16 protein-coding genes are annotated in these 18862 nt (G+C 70.4%); 9 read left to right on the top strand and 7 right to left on the bottom strand.

The genetic code is table 11. The features are described from left to right. Window position 1: 1 nt before the first annotated feature. From BEN78_07130 to BEN78_07110, 5 genes are all read right to left on the bottom strand, one after another. Window positions 2–346 (bottom strand): hypothetical protein, encoded by a 345-nt coding sequence (locus BEN78_07130; GenBank protein ID ASR43189.1) that lies wholly within the window; start codon window positions 344–346, stop codon window positions 2–4. Between the two features lie 9 nt (window positions 347–355). Further along, on the bottom strand, window positions 356–1465 hold the full coding sequence (locus BEN78_07125; protein ASR43188.1) for an S-(hydroxymethyl)glutathione dehydrogenase/class III alcohol dehydrogenase: 1110 nt from the start codon (window positions 1463–1465) through the stop codon (window positions 356–358). A 51-nt stretch (window positions 1466–1516) separates the two neighbouring features. Further along, window positions 1517–1789 (bottom strand): regulator, encoded by a 273-nt coding sequence (locus tag BEN78_07120; GenBank protein ID ASR43187.1) that lies wholly within the window; start codon window positions 1787–1789, stop codon window positions 1517–1519. Window positions 1790–2111: 322 nt separating this feature from the next. Further along, on the bottom strand, window positions 2112–4841 hold the full coding sequence (locus BEN78_07115) for a phosphoenolpyruvate carboxylase (protein ASR43186.1): 2730 nt from the start codon (window positions 4839–4841) through the stop codon (window positions 2112–2114). A 59-nt stretch (window positions 4842–4900) separates the two neighbouring features. After that, window positions 4901–6265: a glutamate--cysteine ligase gene (locus BEN78_07110; protein ASR43185.1), complete on the bottom strand. Its 1365-nt coding sequence runs from the start codon at window positions 6263–6265 to the stop codon at window positions 4901–4903. 565 nt (window positions 6266–6830) lie between these two features. On the opposite strand from BEN78_07110, the gene BEN78_07105 reads away from it, so the two are divergent. Together BEN78_07105 and BEN78_07100 are read left to right on the top strand one after the other, a co-directional pair. Further along, the gene (locus tag BEN78_07105) at window positions 6831–7820 is read left to right on the top strand and encodes a glutamyl endopeptidase (GenBank protein ASR43184.1); all 990 of its coding nucleotides are present in this window, start codon (window positions 6831–6833) and stop codon (window positions 7818–7820) included. An 89-nt stretch (window positions 7821–7909) separates the two neighbouring features. After that, window positions 7910–8200, top strand: coding sequence for a hypothetical protein (locus BEN78_07100; protein ID ASR43183.1), 291 nt, complete (start codon window positions 7910–7912; stop codon window positions 8198–8200). A 40-nt stretch (window positions 8201–8240) separates the two neighbouring features. Here BEN78_07100 and BEN78_07095 read toward each other — a convergent pair whose 3' ends face one another. Beyond that, entirely contained in the window at window positions 8241–8870 is a 630-nt protein-coding gene (locus BEN78_07095; GenBank protein ID ASR43182.1) for a YihA family ribosome biogenesis GTP-binding protein, read from the bottom strand. 236 nt (window positions 8871–9106) lie between these two features. Here BEN78_07095 and BEN78_07090 point away from each other — a divergent pair, with 236 nt between their 5' ends. The 6 genes from BEN78_07090 to BEN78_07065 all read left to right on the top strand — a co-directional run bounded on the left by BEN78_07090 (window position 9107) and on the right by BEN78_07065 (window position 15771). Further along, entirely contained in the window at window positions 9107–9955 is an 849-nt protein-coding gene (locus BEN78_07090; GenBank protein ASR43181.1) for a hypothetical protein, read from the top strand. Window positions 9956–10157: 202 nt separating this feature from the next. Then, window positions 10158–10778, top strand: a complete 621-nt coding sequence (locus tag BEN78_07085; GenBank protein ASR44977.1) for a hypothetical protein — start codon at window positions 10158–10160, stop codon at window positions 10776–10778. Between the two features lie 47 nt (window positions 10779–10825). Beyond that, window positions 10826–11632 (top strand): hypothetical protein, encoded by an 807-nt coding sequence (locus BEN78_07080; GenBank protein ASR43180.1) that lies wholly within the window; start codon window positions 10826–10828, stop codon window positions 11630–11632. A gap of 35 nt (window positions 11633–11667) precedes the next feature. Beyond that, window positions 11668–12435, top strand: coding sequence for an endonuclease (locus tag BEN78_07075; protein ID ASR43179.1), 768 nt, complete (start codon window positions 11668–11670; stop codon window positions 12433–12435). Between the two features lie 56 nt (window positions 12436–12491). Further along, entirely contained in the window at window positions 12492–13664 is a 1173-nt protein-coding gene (locus BEN78_07070) for an oxidoreductase (GenBank protein ASR43178.1), read from the top strand. 37 nt (window positions 13665–13701) lie between these two features. Further along, window positions 13702–15771, top strand: a complete 2070-nt coding sequence (locus BEN78_07065; GenBank protein ASR44976.1) for a gluconolaconase — start codon at window positions 13702–13704, stop codon at window positions 15769–15771. 19 nt (window positions 15772–15790) lie between these two features. Here the strand turns inward: BEN78_07065 and BEN78_07060 are convergent, their stop codons facing one another. Beyond that, window positions 15791–16282: a hypothetical protein gene (locus tag BEN78_07060; GenBank protein ID ASR43177.1), complete on the bottom strand. Its 492-nt coding sequence runs from the start codon at window positions 16280–16282 to the stop codon at window positions 15791–15793. A 360-nt stretch (window positions 16283–16642) separates the two neighbouring features. On the opposite strand from BEN78_07060, the gene BEN78_07055 reads away from it, so the two are divergent. Continuing rightward, window positions 16643–18829, top strand: coding sequence for a hypothetical protein (locus tag BEN78_07055; GenBank protein ASR43176.1), 2187 nt, complete (start codon window positions 16643–16645; stop codon window positions 18827–18829). Window positions 18830–18862 lie beyond the last annotated feature (33 nt).

The raw sequence follows: 18862 nt of genomic DNA, 5'->3' as shown, positions 1-18862 counted from the left end.
CTTAGCCGGCCCGTGTATTGATCAGTGCATCCAGCTGCGAGAGAAGACGCAGCAGCGGTTGGGTATCGGGCTGCCCGTCGAGATTGCGATAGGCCGCCACCGCCACGTCACTGCGCGGTGGCCATTGACCACTGGCGCGTGCTTCGTGCAGGCGGGGCAGGAACACCTGCGCCAGCCAGTGCTCGAACGGCATCTCGTCGATGCCGAACGGTGACGCCACTGCGCGCGGCGCACCCACCGCGCCCTCGACCCAGCCCAGCGCGCGCAGCGCCTGCTCGATCGGCTCGACCAGGGCCGCGCGCGGATCGACCGCACGCGACCCGCGCAGGGCGTCGAACCAGCCCACGCCCGGGGCTCAGTAGTGGACCACCGAGCGGATCGACTTGCCCTCGTGCATCAGATCGAAGGCGTCGTTGATCGCGTCCAGACCCATCGTGTGGGTGACGAACGGCGCCAGTTCGATCTCGCCCTTCATCGCATCCTCGACCATGCCCGGCAGCTGCGAGCGGCCCTTGACCCCACCGAACGCGGTGCCGAGCCACTTGCGCCCGGTGACCAGTTGGAACGGCCGCGTGCTGATCTCCTGGCCGGCGCCGGCGACGCCGATGATCACGCTCTGGCCCCAGCCGCGGTGCGCGCATTCGAGCGCGGCGCGCATCACGTTGACGTTGCCGATGCACTCGAACGAATGGTCCACGCCCCAGCCGGTCATCTCGACGATCACCTGCTGGATCGGCTGGTCGAAGTCCTTCGGGTTCACGCAGTCGGTGGCGCCGAACTCGCGTGCCAGCTCGAACTTCGACGGATTGGTGTCCACGGCGATGATGCGACCGGCCTTGGCCTGACGCGCGCCCTGGATCACCGCCAGGCCGATGCCGCCCAGGCCGAACACGGCGACACTGTCGCCTTCCTGCACCTTGGCGGTGTTGTGTACCGCGCCGATGCCGGTGGTCACACCGCAGCCCAGCAGGCAGACGTGCTCGGGGTTGGCGTCGGGATTGATCTTCGCCAGCGAGACCTCGGCGACGACGGTGTACTCGCTGAAGGTCGAGCAGCCCATGTAGTGATAGATCGGCTCGCCGTTGTAGGAAAAGCGCGTGGTGCCGTCGGGCATCACGCCCTTGCCCTGCGTGGCGCGCACGGCGACGCACAGGTTGGTCTTGCCTGACTTGCAGAACAGACACTCGCCGCATTCGGCGGTGTAGAGCGGAATCACGTGATCGCCCGGCTTGACCGAGGTCACGCCCTCGCCCACCTCGACGACGATGCCCGCGCCCTCGTGGCCGAGCACGGCGGGGAACAGCCCTTCCGGATCGTCGCCCGACAGCGTGAATGCGTCGGTGTGGCAGACACCGGTGTGGGTGATCTTCACCAGCACCTCGCCGGCCTTGGGCGGCGCGACGTCGATCTCGACGATCTTCAGCGGTTGCCCGGGGGCAAAGGCGACGGCAGCACGGGATTTCATGGCGATGACTCCAAGGAATGTCAGAAGAGGAACGCGCGGGCGGCGGGCCGCTCAGCGCAGGTAGGACCGGACCAGCGCGATGGCGTCGTCGATCGAGGCCTGCCGCCGATCGGCACTGCTGGCCCCGGCGAGTTCTTCGCGCAGGTGACTTTCGAGCACGCCGGCCATCAGGCCGTTGACCGCACCGCGGATCGCCGCGAGCTGCTGGAGCACCGGCGCGCAGTCGGCCCCGGCCTCGAGCGCGCGCTCGAGCGCGTCGAGCTGGCCGCGCATGCGACGCACACGGGCAAGCACACGCTTCTTTTCCTCGGGCGAATGGGGCATGGCCGACCTGCGACTCGGTACTGGGGTGGAGTATATCGCGACGGGTGCGAACTCGTGCAACTCGTTCAGGAGGACGCCTCGCGCGCGTCTTGAACGATGCTGTGCGCCGGGTCGGACATTGGCGGCTCGAGACGCGCGCGAGGCGCATGCCATCGGCGCGCGTCGGCAATACATGGCGAGCAGGGGATCACACGCAGCGCGCCGTTCGCCTCACCACTCGCGCGGGTCGAGCGCCAGCGCTCTCATGATCGCGTCGCAAACCGCCACGTCGACGCTCGATCGCAATGCGCCGACGTGGTCGTCGGCGCGACAGAGGCGCGGCTCAGCCTGTGTTCTGGATGCCCGCCGCGATGCCGTTGACGGTCGAGATCAGCGCGCGCAGCAGATCGTCGTCCTCGCGGTCGGCGGCGCGCCAGCGACGCAACAGTTCGACCTGCAGCAGGCTGATCGGATCGACGTAGGGGTTGCGCAGGCGGATCGACAGCTGCAGGCGGTAGTCGTCGGCCAGCAGCGCGTCCTGTCCCTTGAGCAGCAGGATCGCATCGCGGACGCGGCGGAACTCGGCCGCGATCTCGGGGAAGAACGCGGCATGGGCGTCGCCGGCCAGCTGCGAATAGCGCTCGAAGATGTCGATGTCGCTCTTGGCCAGCAGCATCTCGACATCGTCGAGTGCGGCGCGGAAGAACGGCCAGTCGCGCGCCATCTCGGCCATCGCCTCGCGTCCGTGGCGCTCGATGCCGTGCGCGAGCGCGGTGCCCAGGCCGTACCAGCCGGTCAGGCCGGAGCGGTTCTGCGCCCAGGCGAACACCCAGGGAATCGCGCGCAGGTTGGCGATGCCGCCTTCGCGCCGACGGGAGGGCCGCGAGCCGATCTGCAGCCGCTCGATGACATCGATCGGTGTGGCGGCGCGGAAGTAATCGGGGAAGTCCGCGCGTTCGTGCACCAGCGCGCGGTAATGCGCGCGCGAGACGCCGGCGAGCTCGCCGGCCAGGTCCCGCCAAGTGTCCTCGCGCGGGTCGGCCGGGCGCGGCCGCAGCGTGGCCTGCAACACCGCGGCGGCGGTCTGTTCGAGGTTGCGCAACGCCAGCGCACGGATGCCGTACTTGCGGTGGATCACCTCGCCCTGCTCGGTCACACGCAGCACGCCGTCGACCGAGCCGCGCGGCGCGGCCTGGATCGCGCGGCCGGTCTTGCCGCCGCCGCGGCTGACCGAGCCGCCGCGGCCATGGAAGAAGGCGATGCGCACGCCGGCCGCCTGGGCCAGCGCGGTCAGCTCGACCTGGGTGCGCTGCAGGGCCCAGCGCGACGCCAGCAGGCCGCCGTCCTTGGCGCTGTCCGAGTAGCCGAGCATCACGGTCTGGCGATCGCCGCGCGTGGCCAGGTGCGCCCGGTAGCGGGGATCGTCGAACAGCGCGCGCATGACGACCGGCGCCGCCTCGAGGTCGTCGACGGTCTCGAACAGCGGAGCGACGTCGAGCGGCACGTCGCCGTCCTCGACGCAGCCGGCGATGCGCGCCAGCGCCAGCACCGCCAGCGCGTCGGCGGCGCTGCGCGCCATCGAGATGATGTACAGGCCGGTCGCAGCCTCACCGTGGCTGCGACGCAGGTCGACCACGGCGCGGAACACACCGAGCGTCGAGGCGACGACATCGCCGTCGTCGCCGGCCGGTGCCCGAGGCGGCGCGTCGAGCATCGCGTGCAGGCGTTCGACGCGCGCGGCGACATCGCGCGCGGCCCAGTCGCCGCCGTCGATGCGGCCGAGCACCTCGTCGTGGACCGCCGAATCCTGACGTAAGTCGAGCGCGGCGAGATGGAAGCCGAAGGTCCGCGCGCGCCACAGCAACCGTTCGAGCGCGAAGCGTCCGGCGTGCTCGCCGCGGTGCGCGCGCAGACTGGCGTCGATCAACACCAGGTCGTCGATGAACGCACCGGCATCGGGATAGCCGGCGCGGTGCTCGGCCGCGGTCGCTGCCAGGCGTGCGTCGATCAGGTCGAGCAAGCGCCGGTACGGCATATCGGCGTGCCGCGGATTGAGCACCGCCTCGGCGTCGGGCAGCCGCCGCCGGTAGTCTTCGACCCGCGCCAGCACCGCCTCGTCGATCGTCGCCCGGCCCAGGGTCTGGGTCAGGACGTTACCCAGCCCACGCAGGTCGCGGCGGTATTGCGCCAGCGCCAGGCTGCGCTGGGCGCCGAGCGCGGCGCGCATGGTGTCGGCATTGACGTTGGGATTGCCGTCCATGTCGCCGCCGACCCAGGTCCCGAAGCGCAGCACCTGCGGCAACGCCGGCCGGGTGCCGTAGACGCGTTCGATCGCATCGCCGAGCGCTTCGTAAAACACCGGCAGCACGCGGTAGAGCACGTTCGATAGATAGAAGCCGACGTGGTCGACCTCGTCGGCGACGGTGGGCTTGCGCGCCGGCGATTCGGAGGTCTGCCAGGCCGAGGCGAGCGCCTGTCCGATCCGGGCATCGTCAGCCCGGCGCTCGGTCGGTGTGCGTTCGCGGTCGATGTCGGCGATCAGCCGCTCGACGATCGTGCGCTCTTTTTCCAGCAACACCCGGCGCACCGCCTCGGTCGGGTGCGCGGTGAACACCGGCTCGACATGCAATCGCGCCAGACACGCCTGCAAGTCGTCGAGGCTCACGCCGTCGTCGTGCAGCGCGCGCACCACCGCTTCCAGTCCACCGGGCTGCGGCGCGTCGCTGGCGCGCTGGTAGTCCCGGCGGCGGCGGATGCGGTGCACGCGCTCGGCGAGATTGACCGCGCCAAAGTAGGCGGCGAATGCACGTACCAGCGCCTCGGCCTCGTCGGTGCCGACCTGCGACAGGCCCTCGGCCAGCGCATCGACCGGACTGCCGGATTCGCGCCGCGCGATCGCCGCGCGCCGCAGCGCTTCGACGCGCTCGAGCAGCACCGGCGAGGCTTGCTCGGCGAGCATGTCGCCGACCATCGCGCCGAGTCGGCGGACATCGTCACGCAGCAGGGTATCGGTACGCGCGAACTCGACGTCGCGCAGCGGCGGGGCGGGATCTTGGGAGGCGTCTGGCGTCATCCCGACAACTTACACAAGCCGAGGCCGTGGCGGGTGACGGACGCGCGGCCGGTGACGCGTCAGTAGGCGAACTCGCGGAACACGCGGTCGATGTCACCCTGCCAGGGGCCGTCGTACAGCGCGAGCTTCTGTTCGGCCGGGGTCTGGCCTGACTCGGCAATCTCGATCAGCGTCTCCAGGAACACGCGCTCGTCCTGGCCGTCGCCGTTGCGGCGGGCGCGGCGCTGCAGGCCGGCGGCGGAGATCTTCAGCGCCTCGATGGCAAGATCGCGCAGCGTGCCATGGCGCCACGGCGTGGCGAGCGCCTGCCGCGGCACCGCGTCGCGCAGCGCATTGCGCTCGGTGAGCGTGAGGTCGCGCACCAGATCCCAGGCCGCGTCGAGCGCGGTGTCGTCATAGAGCAGGCCGACCCAGAACGCGGGCAGCGCGCACAGCCGGCCCCAGGGACCGCCGTCGGCGCCGCGCATCTCCAGGTACTTCTTGAGCCGCACCTCGGGGAACGCCGTGGTCATGTGATCGGACCAGTCGCGCAGCGTCGGCAACTGGCCGGGCAACGCCGGCAGCGCGCCCCGCAGGAAGTCGCGGAAGCTCTGGCCGCTGGCGTCGTGATAGACCCCGTCGCGATAGGAGAAGTACATCGGCACGTCGAGCAGGTAGTCGACGTAGCGCTCGTAGCCGAAGCCGTCCTCGAACACGAAGTCGAGCATGCCGGTGCGGTCGGCGTCGGTGTCGGTCCAGATGTGCGAGCGGTAGCTCAGAAACCCGTTGGGCTTGCCTTCGGTAAACGGCGAATCGGCGAACAGCGCGGTCGCCACCGGCTGCAACGCCAGCGACACGCGGAACTTCTTGACCATGTCCGCTTCGGACGCGTAATCCAGGTTGACCTGCACCGTGCAGGTGCGGGTCATCATGTCCAGGCCGAGCGTGCCGACCTTGGGCATGTAGTCGCGCATGATCCGGTAGCGACCCTTGGGCATCCACGGCATCTCGTCGCGCCGCCACTTGGGCTGGAAGCCCATGCCCAGAAAGCCCAGGCCCAGGTCTTCGGCGACCGCGCGCACTTCGCGCAGGTGCGCGTGCACCTCGCTGCAGGTGGCGTGGATGTCGATCAGCGGCGCGCCCGACAGCTCCAGCTGCCCGGCCGGCTCCAGCGTCACCGACGCGCCATCCTTGAGGAGAGCGACGGTGCGGCCGTTCTCGTCGACTGGCGCCCAGCCGAACCGGGTGAGCCCGGTCAGCAGCGCCTCGATGCCCTGCGGTCCATCGAAGGTCGGCGGGCGCAGGTCGGACAGGCGAAAGCCGAACTTCTCGTGCTCGGTACCGATGCGCCAGTCGGCAGTCGGCTTCTCACCCGAAGCCAGGACTTCCACCAGCGCGTTGCGGTCGGTGATCGGCGTATCGGCAACGTGGCTGGGGCTGGACAAGGCGATGATGCTCGGCGGAGAGGGCGGGGACAGCCGCAGGCCAGCCGCGGAATCCGCGCACTATACCGGTTGCATCGGCGGCGATCGTTGAGCGGATCGGGCCGCAGAATTCCGCCGATGCAGCGCTCGCCCAGGCGACGCTGGGCGCACGCCGACATCGCCGCACAAGGCCTGTCGCATGGCGCGGGCGCATTCACGTCCAGATGAATATGCGCAAGGGCAAGCGCGCCCAATCATCCGTGACCCCAATCACAGCCGCGTCCCGGGGTTTGTGCGCATAGTGGCCGCTCGCGATCGCTGCGACGGTCTGCCGCACCGCGCCATCGCACGCTGTATCGGCTGGAGGCCAGTCGCCGCATGTCGCGACGCAGGACAGGGAGGTGCCCGTAAGGTCGTTGCCGTATCGATGCCTCGCGTTTGCCGCGCAGCTGCGCCTCGCCCGGCATCGATGCCATCGCCATTGAACGCATGCCGGACCGCACCGCCGGGCGGCCCGGGTGTTCGCGACATGTTCTTTCCGGCGTATTCCCGCTTAGGACCATCCATCGACACAAGGAGTACTGCGATGAAGCATGTGACCGCATTGGGATTGACCCTCGCGCTGGGCGCACTGAGCGCTGGTGTGGCGAGCGCCGAGCCCCTGACGTTCCAGAAGCTGGGCCAGAAGGCCCGGTTCATCCACGGCGACGATCTGGTGACCGGCGTCCAGCCCGAGACCGCCGCCGCAAACCGCCCTCCGACCCTGCTGCAGAAGGCCGCGGGTCTGAGCACGATCATGGCCACGCGCGACGGCGATCAGTACGTCGCGACGATGGATCCGCGCGACGTCGCGTTGTTCGAGCAGGCGATCGAGGCTCTCGAGGTGTTGGGCCGCGCGCCTGCCGCAACGCCGGGAATGCCGCCTTCGCTGCCCCGGGCCGACGGCTTGCCGACGGTCTCGCCCAAGGTCGTCATCGGCGCCGACAACCGTGTGCAGGTGACCAACACCACGGTCGCACCGTTCTACAACATCGGCCGCATCGGCATCGGCTGCACCGGCACGCTGATTGGCCCCAAGCATGTGCTTACCGCCGGCCATTGCGTGTCCAACGGCGCGGGCAGCTTCTACTCCAGCCTCAACTTCACCGTGGCGCAGAACGGCAGCTACCAGCCCTGGGGCACGACGTCCTGGAGCCGGGTCATGACGACGGCCGAGTATCACAACGGCGCCAACACCAACTACGACTATGCGTTGATCGTGCTCAGCGCGCCGCCGCACGGCGGCTACGCGGCCTGGGGCACCTACGGCGGTGGCACTCACACCATCACCGGCTACCCGGGCGACAAGCCGTTCGGCACGATGTGGCGGCACTCGGGCACGGTGAACACCAGCGGCTCGTTCCGGCTCTGCTATACGATCGACACCGCCGGCGGCAACAGCGGCAGCGGGATCTACGACAGCGGCTATGTCGTGCGCGGTGTGCACACGACCGGCTCGTCGAGCCAGAACTGCGGGACGCGGATCACCGCCACGGTGCAGAACACGGTGCAGAACTGGATCTCCGCCAACCCCTGACCGGCGCGTTGCCGATGCAGGCCGACGACCGCCATGGCGCCCCGGGCACGGGCGCCGTGGCGGTCCTTCCAGGACCCAAGGGAGACGCCATGAAATCGTTGCTTGCCGCCCTCGCGCTGCCGATGCTGTTGACCGCCTGCGGCGCCACGCCGACATCCACCCAGCGCGCGCCGCTCGAAGCGGCCACCATCGCCGGCAGTGCCGAATCGCCCGACCCGGTGCTCGAGCGGGTCCAGGCACTGGAACGGCGCGGCATCGTCGAGGACGTCGTGGTGCAGGAATCGTTCCCGGTGCAGATCCGCCTGCGCGCGCCGCGCGAGGTGATCGACGAGCTCGAAGCGATGCCGCGGGTCGGCGTGGCACGTCCGACCGCGCCGTAGTAGCGCGCTGGGCCGTGCGCGCCGTACGAAAGCGCGCCGGCTAGTCCGCGCCGGGAGCCGGTGCGCCGATCTCCATCCAGCGCGCGACCACCGCGCGCAGCTCGTCGACGCCGGCCTTGGACTCCGACGAGAACGTCTGCACGCTGACCTGCTCGCCGTGCTGGGCCTGCAGTTCGCGGCGCACCGCCTGCAAGGTGTTGCCGGCCGCGCCGCGGCCGAGCTTATCGGCCTTGGTCAGCAATGCATGCGCCGGCGTGCCGTTGCGGACCGCGAACTCGATCATCTGCCGGTCGTAGTCCTTGAGCGGGTGGCGGATGTCCATGACCACCACCAGACCGCGCAGCGCCTGGCGATTGGCGAAGTAGTCGGCGATGAACGCCTGCCAGTGGGCCTGCAGCTCGCGCGGCACCTTGGCATAGCCGTAGCCCGGCAGGTCGACCAGGAACCGGCGCTCGTGCGGCGGCAGTTCGAAATACACCAGCTGTTGCGTGCGGCCCGGGGTCTTGGACACGCGCGCCAGCGCGTTCTGCCGGCACAGCGCATTGAGCGCGCTGGACTTGCCGGCATTGGAGCGGCCGGCGAACGCGACTTCGAAGCCGTCGTCGGGCGGAAGCTGGCGCGGAACGTGCGCGGCGAGCAAGTAGGCGGCGCGGTTGAAAGGATTGGACATCGGCATAGCTTGGCACACCGCCCCTGCGGCGTCCGGTCGCGGTTTGACCGCTTCGGGTCCGCCACACATAATTTCAACCCTCGCGAGCCGCATTCCGCCGGCCGCAGCGTCGAGAATTCTCGGAGCCCAGCCATGCGCCACGCTCGCGTCTTTGCTATCGCCGGCCTTGCCGCCCTCGTGGTCGGCGCGGTCGCGTTCGCCCAGTCCACCGTGGCGCCGCTGCCCGATGCCCCGAAGTGGAGGCCGTCGATCTGGACAGCCATCCCGACGTCAACGCGGTCGCCGCGCTGGCCAAGGCGCGTCCGGGCGATGCGCAGAAGGGCGGCCAGCTGGCCGGCACCTGCGCCGCCTGCCACGGCGTGGACGGCAACGCCGAGGCTGCGCCGACGGTCTACCCGCGCATCGCCGGCCAGGGCGAGCGCTACATCGCCCGGCAGCTGGCGCTGTTCAAGAGCGGCGAGCGCATGAGCCCGATCATGCAGCCGTTCGCGGCGATGCTCAGCGCGCAGGACATGCGCGACCTGGGTGCGCACTACGCGCTGCAGAAGAGCGGTGCGGGCATCGCCGACGATGCGGTCGTCGAGGGCGGCCCCTACGACGGCATGAAGTTCTACGAGATCGGCCAGACGCTGTTCCGCAGCGGCGACGCCAAGCGCGGCATCCCGGCCTGCATGGCCTGCCACGGCCCGGCAGGCGCCGGCAACCCCGGCCCGGCGTACCCGCACGTCGGCGGCCAGCAGGCCTGGTACAGCGCCGCGCGCCTGCAGGCCTACCGCGCCGGCGAGACTCAGGAGGCCGACCGCCACCTGTTCGACATCATGGCCACCGTCGCCAAGCCGCTGACCGACCAGGAGATCGAGGCGCTGGCCAGCTACATGCAGGGCCTGCACACGCGTCCCGACCCGAAGATGCTGGCCGCGATCGAGGCCCAGGCCGCGGCGATGCCGGCACCGGCCACGCCGCCGGCCGAGCAGCCGGTCCCGCCGACCGACGAGAGCGCCGAGCAGGCCCAGCAGGGCGACGGCGCCGCCGATGCGGCCCCGGCCGCCGACGCGCCTGCCGAGCCGGCGCCCGCGACCGAGTGAGTGGCGCCACCGGGTGGGGCCATGCACGGTCCTGCCCGATCCCGTATCGTCCGCAACGCCGGCCGGGCTTCCCGCGCCGGCGTTCGTGTGTCCGTCCCACCCTGTGTCCATCCCCGTGTTCCCGGCCGGCCTGCGCCGCGCCGCTCCAGGAGTCCACGCCGCCATGTCCGTCTCCCGTTCCGTTCCTGCCTGGTGCCGTTGGCTGGCCTGCGCGCTGTTCGCGCTGGCGGCCGCCCTGCCCGCCGCCGCGCAGTCGCCCGCGCCCGTGGAGAACGTCGACTACGCCGTGATCGAGGGCGGCACGCCGTGGCAGCCGCTCGATGGTCATGTCGAGGTGGTCGAGGTGTTCTCCTATGGCTGCATCCACTGCTTCCATTTCCAGCCGATGATCGACGCGTGGCTGGCCCGGCAGCCGCGTGATGTGCGCTTCACCTATCTGCCGGCGGTGTTCACCGCGGGCGACCCGTTCGCGCGGGCGTTCTTCGCCGCGCAGTCGCTGGGCATCGACAAGCGCACGCATGCCGCGGTGTTCGACGCGGTCCACAAGACTGGTCAGTTGCCGCGCAGCGGCGCGAGCCTCGATGCGCTGGCGGCGTTCTACGCCGCGCACGGCGCGCCGTCGCAGGCGGCGTTCAAGACCGCGATGACCAGCGCACAGACCGACGAGCGGCTGAACGCGGCGCAGGCCTTCGCGCTGCGCAGTGGCCTGCAGGGCACGCCGACGCTCATCATCAATGGCCGCTACCGGGTCCAGGCGCGTACTCTCGAGGAGGCGCTGACGATCGCCGACCAGCTCATCGCCCGGGAACGCGTCCGGCCCTGAGCCGGCGACCGAGCCCCGTACCGAACGCTCACATCGAGAGACCGTCCATGAAGATCCGCCATTCCCTGCTGGTGCTGCTCGCCCCCGTCCTGATCGCCGCCTGCGGGCAGCAGCCCGACCCGGCCGCCGCGCCCGACGCCGCGCCGACTGCGCCGGCCAGCGCCCCCGCGAGCGAGCAGGCACCTGCGCCCGCCGCGCCCGACGCAGCGCAGGCGCCGGCCGCCGAAGCGGGCACCGAGGCCGAGGCGGCCGCACCGGCCACCCACAATCCGATCGTCGCACCCGAGGGCCCGGCCCCGGTCGCCGGCACCGACTACGTCGTCATCGACAACGGCCAGCCGTTCGCCCAGACCGCCGGCAAGATCGAAGTCGCCGAAGTGTTCGCCTACTGGTGCGGCCATTGCGCTGCGTTCGAACCGCTGGTCAACGCCTGGAAAGCCAAGCTGCCCGACGACGTCAAGTTCGTCGCCGTGCCGGTCGTGTTCGACCAGAACGACCAGTTCCCGCGCGCATTCTTCGCCTCCGAGGCGATGGGCACGCTGGCGCGTACCCACGATGCGACGTTCAACGCCATCCACATCGAGCGCAAGCTGCGCCAGAACGCCGATGCCGACAGCATCGTGGCGTTCTACGGCAGCCTGGGCGTGGACCCGCAGCGCTTCCGCAGCACGATGCAGAGCTTTGCGGTCAATGCGAACCTCGGCCGGGCGCGCCAGTTCGCGACCCGCAGCGGCGTCGACTCCACGCCGACGCTGGTCGTGGCCGGCAAGTACCGCATCATCGGCCGCAAGTCGCTCGAAGACATGCTGCGCATCGCCGATCACCTGATCGCAACGGAGCGTGCCGCACGCTAGGGCCGATGCCGCAGCCCGAACCCACGCCCGCCCCAGTGTCCGAACCCGCACCGCAGCGCCTGCGGCTGCTCAGCGCCAACATCCAGGCCGGTTCGAGTACCCGCCGCTACAGCGACTACGCGACCCGCAGTTGGTCGCACGTACTGCCGGCCGGCAAGCGCACCGCGCTCGATGCGATCGCGGCACTGGCCGGCCGCCACGACATCGTCGGCCTGCAGGAGGCCGACCCCGGCAGCTGGCGCTCGGGCTTCACCAACCAGACCCACTACCTCGCCGAGCGCGGCGGCTTCGATTTCTGGAGTCACCAGCCCAACCGCCGCGTCGGCGCGGTCGCTTCCAGCGCCAACGGGCTGCTGAGCCGGCTCGAGCCGGTCGAGGTCATCAACCACGCCCTGCCTGGCCGGATCGGCGGACGCGGCGTGCTGCTGAGCCGGTTCGGCGAAGGCACCGAAGGCCTGGTGGTCGCGATCGCGCACCTGTCGCTGGGTGCGCAGTCCCGTCGCTCGCAGCTGGCCTTCATCTCCGAAGTGCTGCAGGACTATCCCAATGCGGTGCTGATGGGCGACTTCAACTGCACCTGGGACCGCCCGGAGATGGACGTGCTCTACCGCGGCACCGGCCTGCAGCCGCCAGCCTGCGAGGTGCACACCTTCCCCAGCTGGCGACCGCAGCGCGCGATCGACCACATCCTCGCCACGCGCACGCTGCAGTGCACGAACATGCAGGCGTTGCCGGCGGCGTTCTCCGACCACCTGGCGTTGTCGACCGAGCTGGTGGTGCCGGCCGACGCGCTGCGCCGCTGAGTCGCGCAGCCCTTCGACGAGCGGGCCACTGCGCGACGAGCGCGTAGAATGCCGCGATGACCAACACGCCCAACCCCGTCGTCCGCCTCAAGAACGCCTGGCGTTCGAGTCATCCCTGGATCTTCCAGCGCCTGGTCGACAAGCCTGCGCAGCGGCCCAAGCCCGGTAGCATCGTCGAGGTCGTCGGCGTCGACGGCGAGTGGATCGGCCGCGGCTTCTACAACGGCCATTCGCGCATCGCCGTGCGCATCCTCGAAACGCACCCCGATGTCCCGGTCGACGCGGGCTGGTTCTCGCGCAAGATCGCCGACGCGGTCGCGCTGCGCCGCGAGGTGCTCGGGCTCGACGCGGTCTCCGACGCCTGGCGCGTCGTGCACAGCGAAGGCGACGGCATCAGCGGCCTGGTCGTCGACCGCTATGGCGACCTGCTGGTGGTCGAGTTCTTCAGCGCCGGTGCATTCCGCCACCGCGACTGGATCTTCGAGGCGCTGCGCGAGCAGTTCCCCGGCTGCCGCTTCCACAGCTTCGCCGACGAGCATGTGCAGAAGCAGGAAAGCTTCGACTTCCGCGGCAGCACGCCGGCCGAGCCTGCGATCATCACCGAGCACGGCGTGCGCTTCCGCGCCGACCCGGCCGGTGCGCACAAGACCGGCTTCTTCGCCGACCAGCGCGAGAACCGCGAATGGCTCAGCCGCCAGGTCGCAGGCAAGCGCATGCTCGATCTGTGCTGCAACACCGGCGGCTTCGGCGTGTACGCGGCCGTGCGCGGCGCCAGCGAGGTGGTCGGCGTCGACATCGACGAGGACGTGATCGAGATCGCCAAGGGCAATGCCCGCCTCAACGATGTGCGCATCCGCTTCGTGCAGGCCGACATCTTCCCGTGGCTGCGCGATGCGGCGAACGCGGGCGACGCCTACGACGTCGTCGTACTCGACCCGGCCAAGATGACCCGCGACCGCGACCAGGTGATTCCGGCGCTGAAGAAATATCTGGACATGAACAAGCTGGCGCTCGGCGTGGTGAAGCCGGGCGGCCTGCTGGCGACGTTCTCGTGCACGGGACTGGTCAGCGAGGAGCAGTTCCTGGACATGCTGCGGCGCGCGGCGTTCTACGCCGGCCGCACGATCCAGGTGCTCAAGGTCGCCGGCGCGGGCCCCGACCACCCGTTCCTGGCGCACGTGCAGGAATCGCGCTATCTGAAGGCGGTGTTCTGCCGCGTGCTCGACTAGGGTGCCCGCGCGGCTGCGGCCCGGCGCGCGCCGGGCACTGTGGGGCGTGGCGGCGCTGACGCTTGCTGCGCTCGTGGGCAGTGTCTGGTGGGAGCATCGGCACAGCGAACCGCCACCGCTCGGCCCGGCGCCTGCGGGCCTGCCGGCGCGCATCGAGCTGGCGGCCGGCGACGGCCACCGCGGCGCGGTCGATGGCGATTGGGCACAAGCGCGGTTCGACGACCCCTACGGCATCGTCGCCGCCGCCGATGGCACGGCCTTCGTCGCCGAGGGCGGCGCGTCCAACCGCATCCGGCGCATCGCGGCCGACGGCCGTGTCGATACGTTCGCCGGCGGGGCCGAGGGCTTCGCCGACGGTCGCGGCGCGCTGGCGCGCTTCCACACGCCCTCGGGTCTGGCGATCGACGCCGCCGGCACGCTGCTGGTCGCCGACACCGGCAACCATGCCATCCGCGCAGTTGCGCCCGACGGCACGGTGACGACCCTTGCCGGCACCGGCGAGGCCGGCTTCGCCGACGGTCCGGCGAGCCAAGCGCGCTTCCATGCGCCGACCGGCGTTGCGGTCGATGCGGCCGGCCGGGTCTTCGTGGCCGACGGGTTCAACGACCGCATCCGCGTGATCGAGCACGGTCAGGTGCGCACGCTGGCCGGCGACGGCCGGCCGGGCCTCGCCGATGGCCCCGGCGCGCAGGCGCGTTTCGATACGCCCAGTGGGGTCGCGGTCGATGTCGACGGGGTCGTCTGGGTCGCCGATACCGGCAACCATGCGCTGCGCCGCATCGCGCCCGATGGCACCACCACGGCGCAGGCCCTGCACGGCAACGAGCCCGATGCGGCCCCGTCGGCGCCGGTCTCGATCGCGATCGACGCGCAAGGCCGCCTGTATCTCGGCGAGCTCGCGCGCGGGCGGGTGCTGCAGATCGCGCCCGACGGCCAGGCGCATGTGTTGACCGGCCGCGACATGGCCCAGCGCCTGGCGCGACCGGCCGGACTCGCGTTCGATGCCTGGAACCGGCTGTGGGTCGCCGACGCGGCCGCCCATCGTGTGCACCGCATCGTGCAGGTCCGTCCGCAACGCGCCAAGCAGAACCTCGCCAATGCCGCCGTCGGCCCGGCGCCGGACATCGCGCTGCCCGACACCCGCGGCCGCTGGCCACTAGCACCGCAGGACGGCTGGCACGAGGTCGTGGGCACACTCGGCGAGGTGCGCGGCAACTTCCGCGGCGAGTCGCGCAACCACCTGCATGCCGGGTTCGACGTGCGTGGCGATGTCGGCAGCCCGGTGCTGGTGATCGCCGACGCCAAGGTCGCCAGCCCGTTCGCCGCCGCCGGGTTCGGCGACCAGGCCGAGCACCTGGTCCTCGACGAGCTGACCTACATGCACATGCGCGTGGGCCGCACGCCGCGCGGCGACGCGCTCGATCCGCGCTTCCAGCTGATCGCGGGCGACGACGGGCGCACCGCGCGCGTGCGCATCGCGCGCGGCACGCGGCTGCGCGCAGGCGATGCGATCGGCACGATCAACGCGCAGGCGCACGTGCACCTGATGGTCGGCCCGTCCGGCTATCAGCGCAACGCGATCGGGCTGCGCTTTCGCAACTTCGTCGACACCGTCGCGCCGCGCATCGACGACCTCACCCTGCTCGATGCCAGCGACCAGCCGATCGTCGCGCGCGAAGACGGCCGGCTGCGCGTGCCGCGCGCGGGCGGCGGCGTGCAGATCGTCGTCGAGGCCTGGGACCAGGTCGACGGCAACCTGCCGCGCCGGCGCCTGGGCCTGCACGCGCTGGGCTGGCAATTGCTGACGGCCGACGGCACGCCCCTGCCCGGCTTCGAGACCCCGGTGATGACGATCGACTTCGATCGCATGCCGCCGCACCGCGAGGCGGTGCGCGTGGCCTACGCAGCCGACAGCGGCATCACCGTGCACGGCGCCTCGCGCACGCGCTTCCGCTACGCGGTCAACAACCTCGTGCGCGACGGCCGCCTCGAACCGGCGCTGTGGGACCCGGCGACGCTGACCGCCGGCGATTACGTGCTGCGCGCGGTGGTGCGCGATGCCAGCGGCAACACCGCCACGCGCGAGCTGCCACTGCGGCTGGATTGAGGCACGCGCCGCGCATGGCTCAGCGCGGTGCGGGCGCGTCGTCGGTCAAGGGATACCCGGCGAAGGCCTTGACCTCATCCATCAGGAAGTGCGAGACGATCTTCTCCACGCCGTCGTCGCCGCTGAGCAGCGCGCGGGCGACGTCCTTCCAGTGGTGCACGTCGCGGACGATGACCCGCAGCATGTAGTCGTAAGGGCCGGACACGCGGCTGGCCTCGACGATTTCCGGCATCGCCAGGATGCGCCGGTCGAACTCGGTGAAGCCCTCGAGCGCGTGCTGGCGGAAGCTGACCTGCGCCATGACGATGGTCGCCGAGCGGATGCGGTCGACCGCGACCTGGGCGCGGTAGCTGCGGATCAGGCCGCGTTGCTCCAGTGCACGCACACGCGCCAGACACGCGCTGGGCGACAACGCGACGCGCTCGGCCAGCGCTTGGTTGGTGATGCGCGCGTCCTGCTGCAGCACGTCGAGGATTCTCAGATCGGTGCGGTCGGGCGAACGGGTCGTCATGGCGGTCCAGCGGGCGGGCCTGGCGGGCAGGGACGGTACAACGTACCGAATTTCGGGGCGCGGAACGCAGATCCTGCGAAATTGCGCCGCCGATTCCGTGGCATATGCGGCGGGCACGCGCATTCCGTCTTTGGGATCAATCGGTTAGCGAGAAATTGTCGGCCGTGGAATCTGCTGGACGCGATTGTGCGCGTCTTCCAATACTCGAAACGCATCGCAACCACGCCGGGAAGGGGACGCCCGGCGACGCCATGACACGGACCCGTGTCCAGCCACCGCCAACCGGGGACTTCCATGCAGCCGCCTACCGTCTCACGTCTGGCCCGCGCGCTTCATCTGGCTTGCCTGTGCCTTCCGCTGATGACGGCCTCGGGCCTGGCGCTGGCGCAGGACCCGGCCGCCGCCGACGCGCCGCCCTCGACCACCGAGCTCGACACCATCGTCGTCACCGCCGGCAAGCGCCAGGAATCGGTACGCGAGATCGCCGGCTCGGTCTCGGCGGTCACCGGCCAGCAGCTCGAGGACCTCGGCGCACAGTCGCTGTCCGACTACATCCAGCGCACGCCCGGCGTGGTGTTCAACAACTACCAGCCCGGCGTCTCGCACGTGGTCATGCGCGGCATCGCGACCAGTTCGGGCAATGTGCAGGGGCAGACCACGACCGGCTACTTCCTCAACGAGGTGCCGCTGACCGAGCCGGGCTGGACGATCGTCGTCCCCGACATCGACGCCTTCGACATCAATCGCGTCGAAGTGCTGCGCGGACCGCAGGGCACCTTGTTCGGTTCGGCCTCGATGGGCGGGGCGATCAACTACGTCGCCAATCTTGCCGATGCCTCGGGCTTCGACGCCGCCGCCGAGCTCACCGCCAGCCAGACCCGCAATGCCGACGTCGGCTTCGGTGCCAAGGCGATGGTCAACCTGCCGATTGCCGAGGACGTGCTCGCAGTGCGCGCCGTCGCGCAGCTGCGCGAGGATCCGGGCTATCTCGACAACGTCGGCCTGGGCCGGACCGGCAGCAACGACAGCCGCACCGCCGGCGGCCGCCTGTCGGTCACGCTGACGCCGTCGCAGGCGACCACGCTGAGTTGGTTGAGCCTGTGGCAGAACACCGATGCCGACGACAACAGCTATCGCATCGCCGGACTCGGCGAGTTCGAGCGCACCACCGCGATTCCCGAGTTCACCGACACCAAGGTCGCGGTGCATAGCCTGCGGCTGGATCAGGACCTGGGCTTTGCGACCCTGACCGCGCTGCTCGCCCAGCAGGACAAGCGCCAGGAATGGCAGTTCGACTACACCCCGATCCGCGGCGCCTACAACGCCGACCTCGGGCTCGATCTCGATACGCCGCTGTACATCGCCTCCGGCGGCGAGAGCACCGGCCGCAGCCTGGAACTGCGACTGGCCTCGTCCGGCGTCCAGCGGCTCGAATGGCTGGTGGGCGGCATGGTGTTCCAGACCGACAAGGCCACGTATGAGGCGCTCGGCGCGCAGGGCGCGGCCGGCGCGTTCGACCGCTCGCCGCTGTTCGGGCCGGGCAGCGGCGCGGTCATCGCGCCGGACGATGCGATCTTCAACGCCTTCTACAGCCATCTCGACGGTACCGAACTGGCGGTCTTCGGCGAGGGCACATTCCACTTCAACGACCAGTGGAAAGCCACGCTCGGCGGCCGCTTCTTCCGCACCCGGGTCGAATCGCGCAGCACCCAGGTCGGTTTCTCCACCTGGCCGGGCGACCCGATCGTCACCCGCGCGCGCACCGACGAAGACGGCTTCAATCCGAAGGCCTCGCTGACCTGGACGCCGTCGCAGGATCTGATGGTCTATGCGCTGGTGTCGGAGGGCTTCCGCTTCGGCGAGCCCAATACCGGCGGGTTGAGCGCCTACCCGATTCCGCCCGGCTCGCGCAGCGACAGCCTGGTCAACTATGAGCTCGGTGCACGCAGCAGCTTCGCCGACGGCCGCTGGCTGGTCGATGCAACGCTGTTCTACGTCGACTGGCAGGACATCCAGCTGCGCCTGCAGACGCCCGACTTCTACAACTACGCCAGCAACGGCGGCCAGGCCTACAGCCGCGGCATCGAACTGGCGACGACCTGGCGACCGGTCGCCGGCTTCGACTGGCAGTTGGCCGCCACCTGGCAGCAGGCGCGGCTGGACGAGGACCTGGAGATCCTCTGGGCCGGCACCGCGCCGGCCGGTGCGCAACTGCCGGGTTCCGCCGACTGGACGGTCAGCAACGTGCTCAATTACCAGTTCGACACGCGCTTTGCACCGACGCTCACGCTCGCCCACCAGTATGTCGGCAGCGGCATCAGCGACCTGGCATCGGCCGTGCCCGGCGCGGTCCGCCACACCCAGGGCAACTACACCACGGTCGACCTGCGCTACCGCATGACCTTCGGGACCACCGACTTGACGTTGTTCGGCTCCAACCTCGGCGATGTGCGCGGCATCACCCGCAGCGTGTCCGAGGTCAACGGCATCGGTCAGGGCCTGGTGCGACCGCGCACGTTCGGCGTGACGGTGCACTGGCGTTACTGACGCCGCGCCGCAGTTCACCACGCCGGCCTTGCC

The organism is Xanthomonas citri pv. mangiferaeindicae (genome assembly GCA_002240395.1).
Classification (GTDB): domain Bacteria; phylum Pseudomonadota; class Gammaproteobacteria; order Xanthomonadales; family Xanthomonadaceae; genus Luteimonas; species Luteimonas citri_A.
The sequence above is the reverse complement of the archived record's forward strand: the minus strand, read 5'-3'. Positions and strand labels throughout refer to the sequence as shown.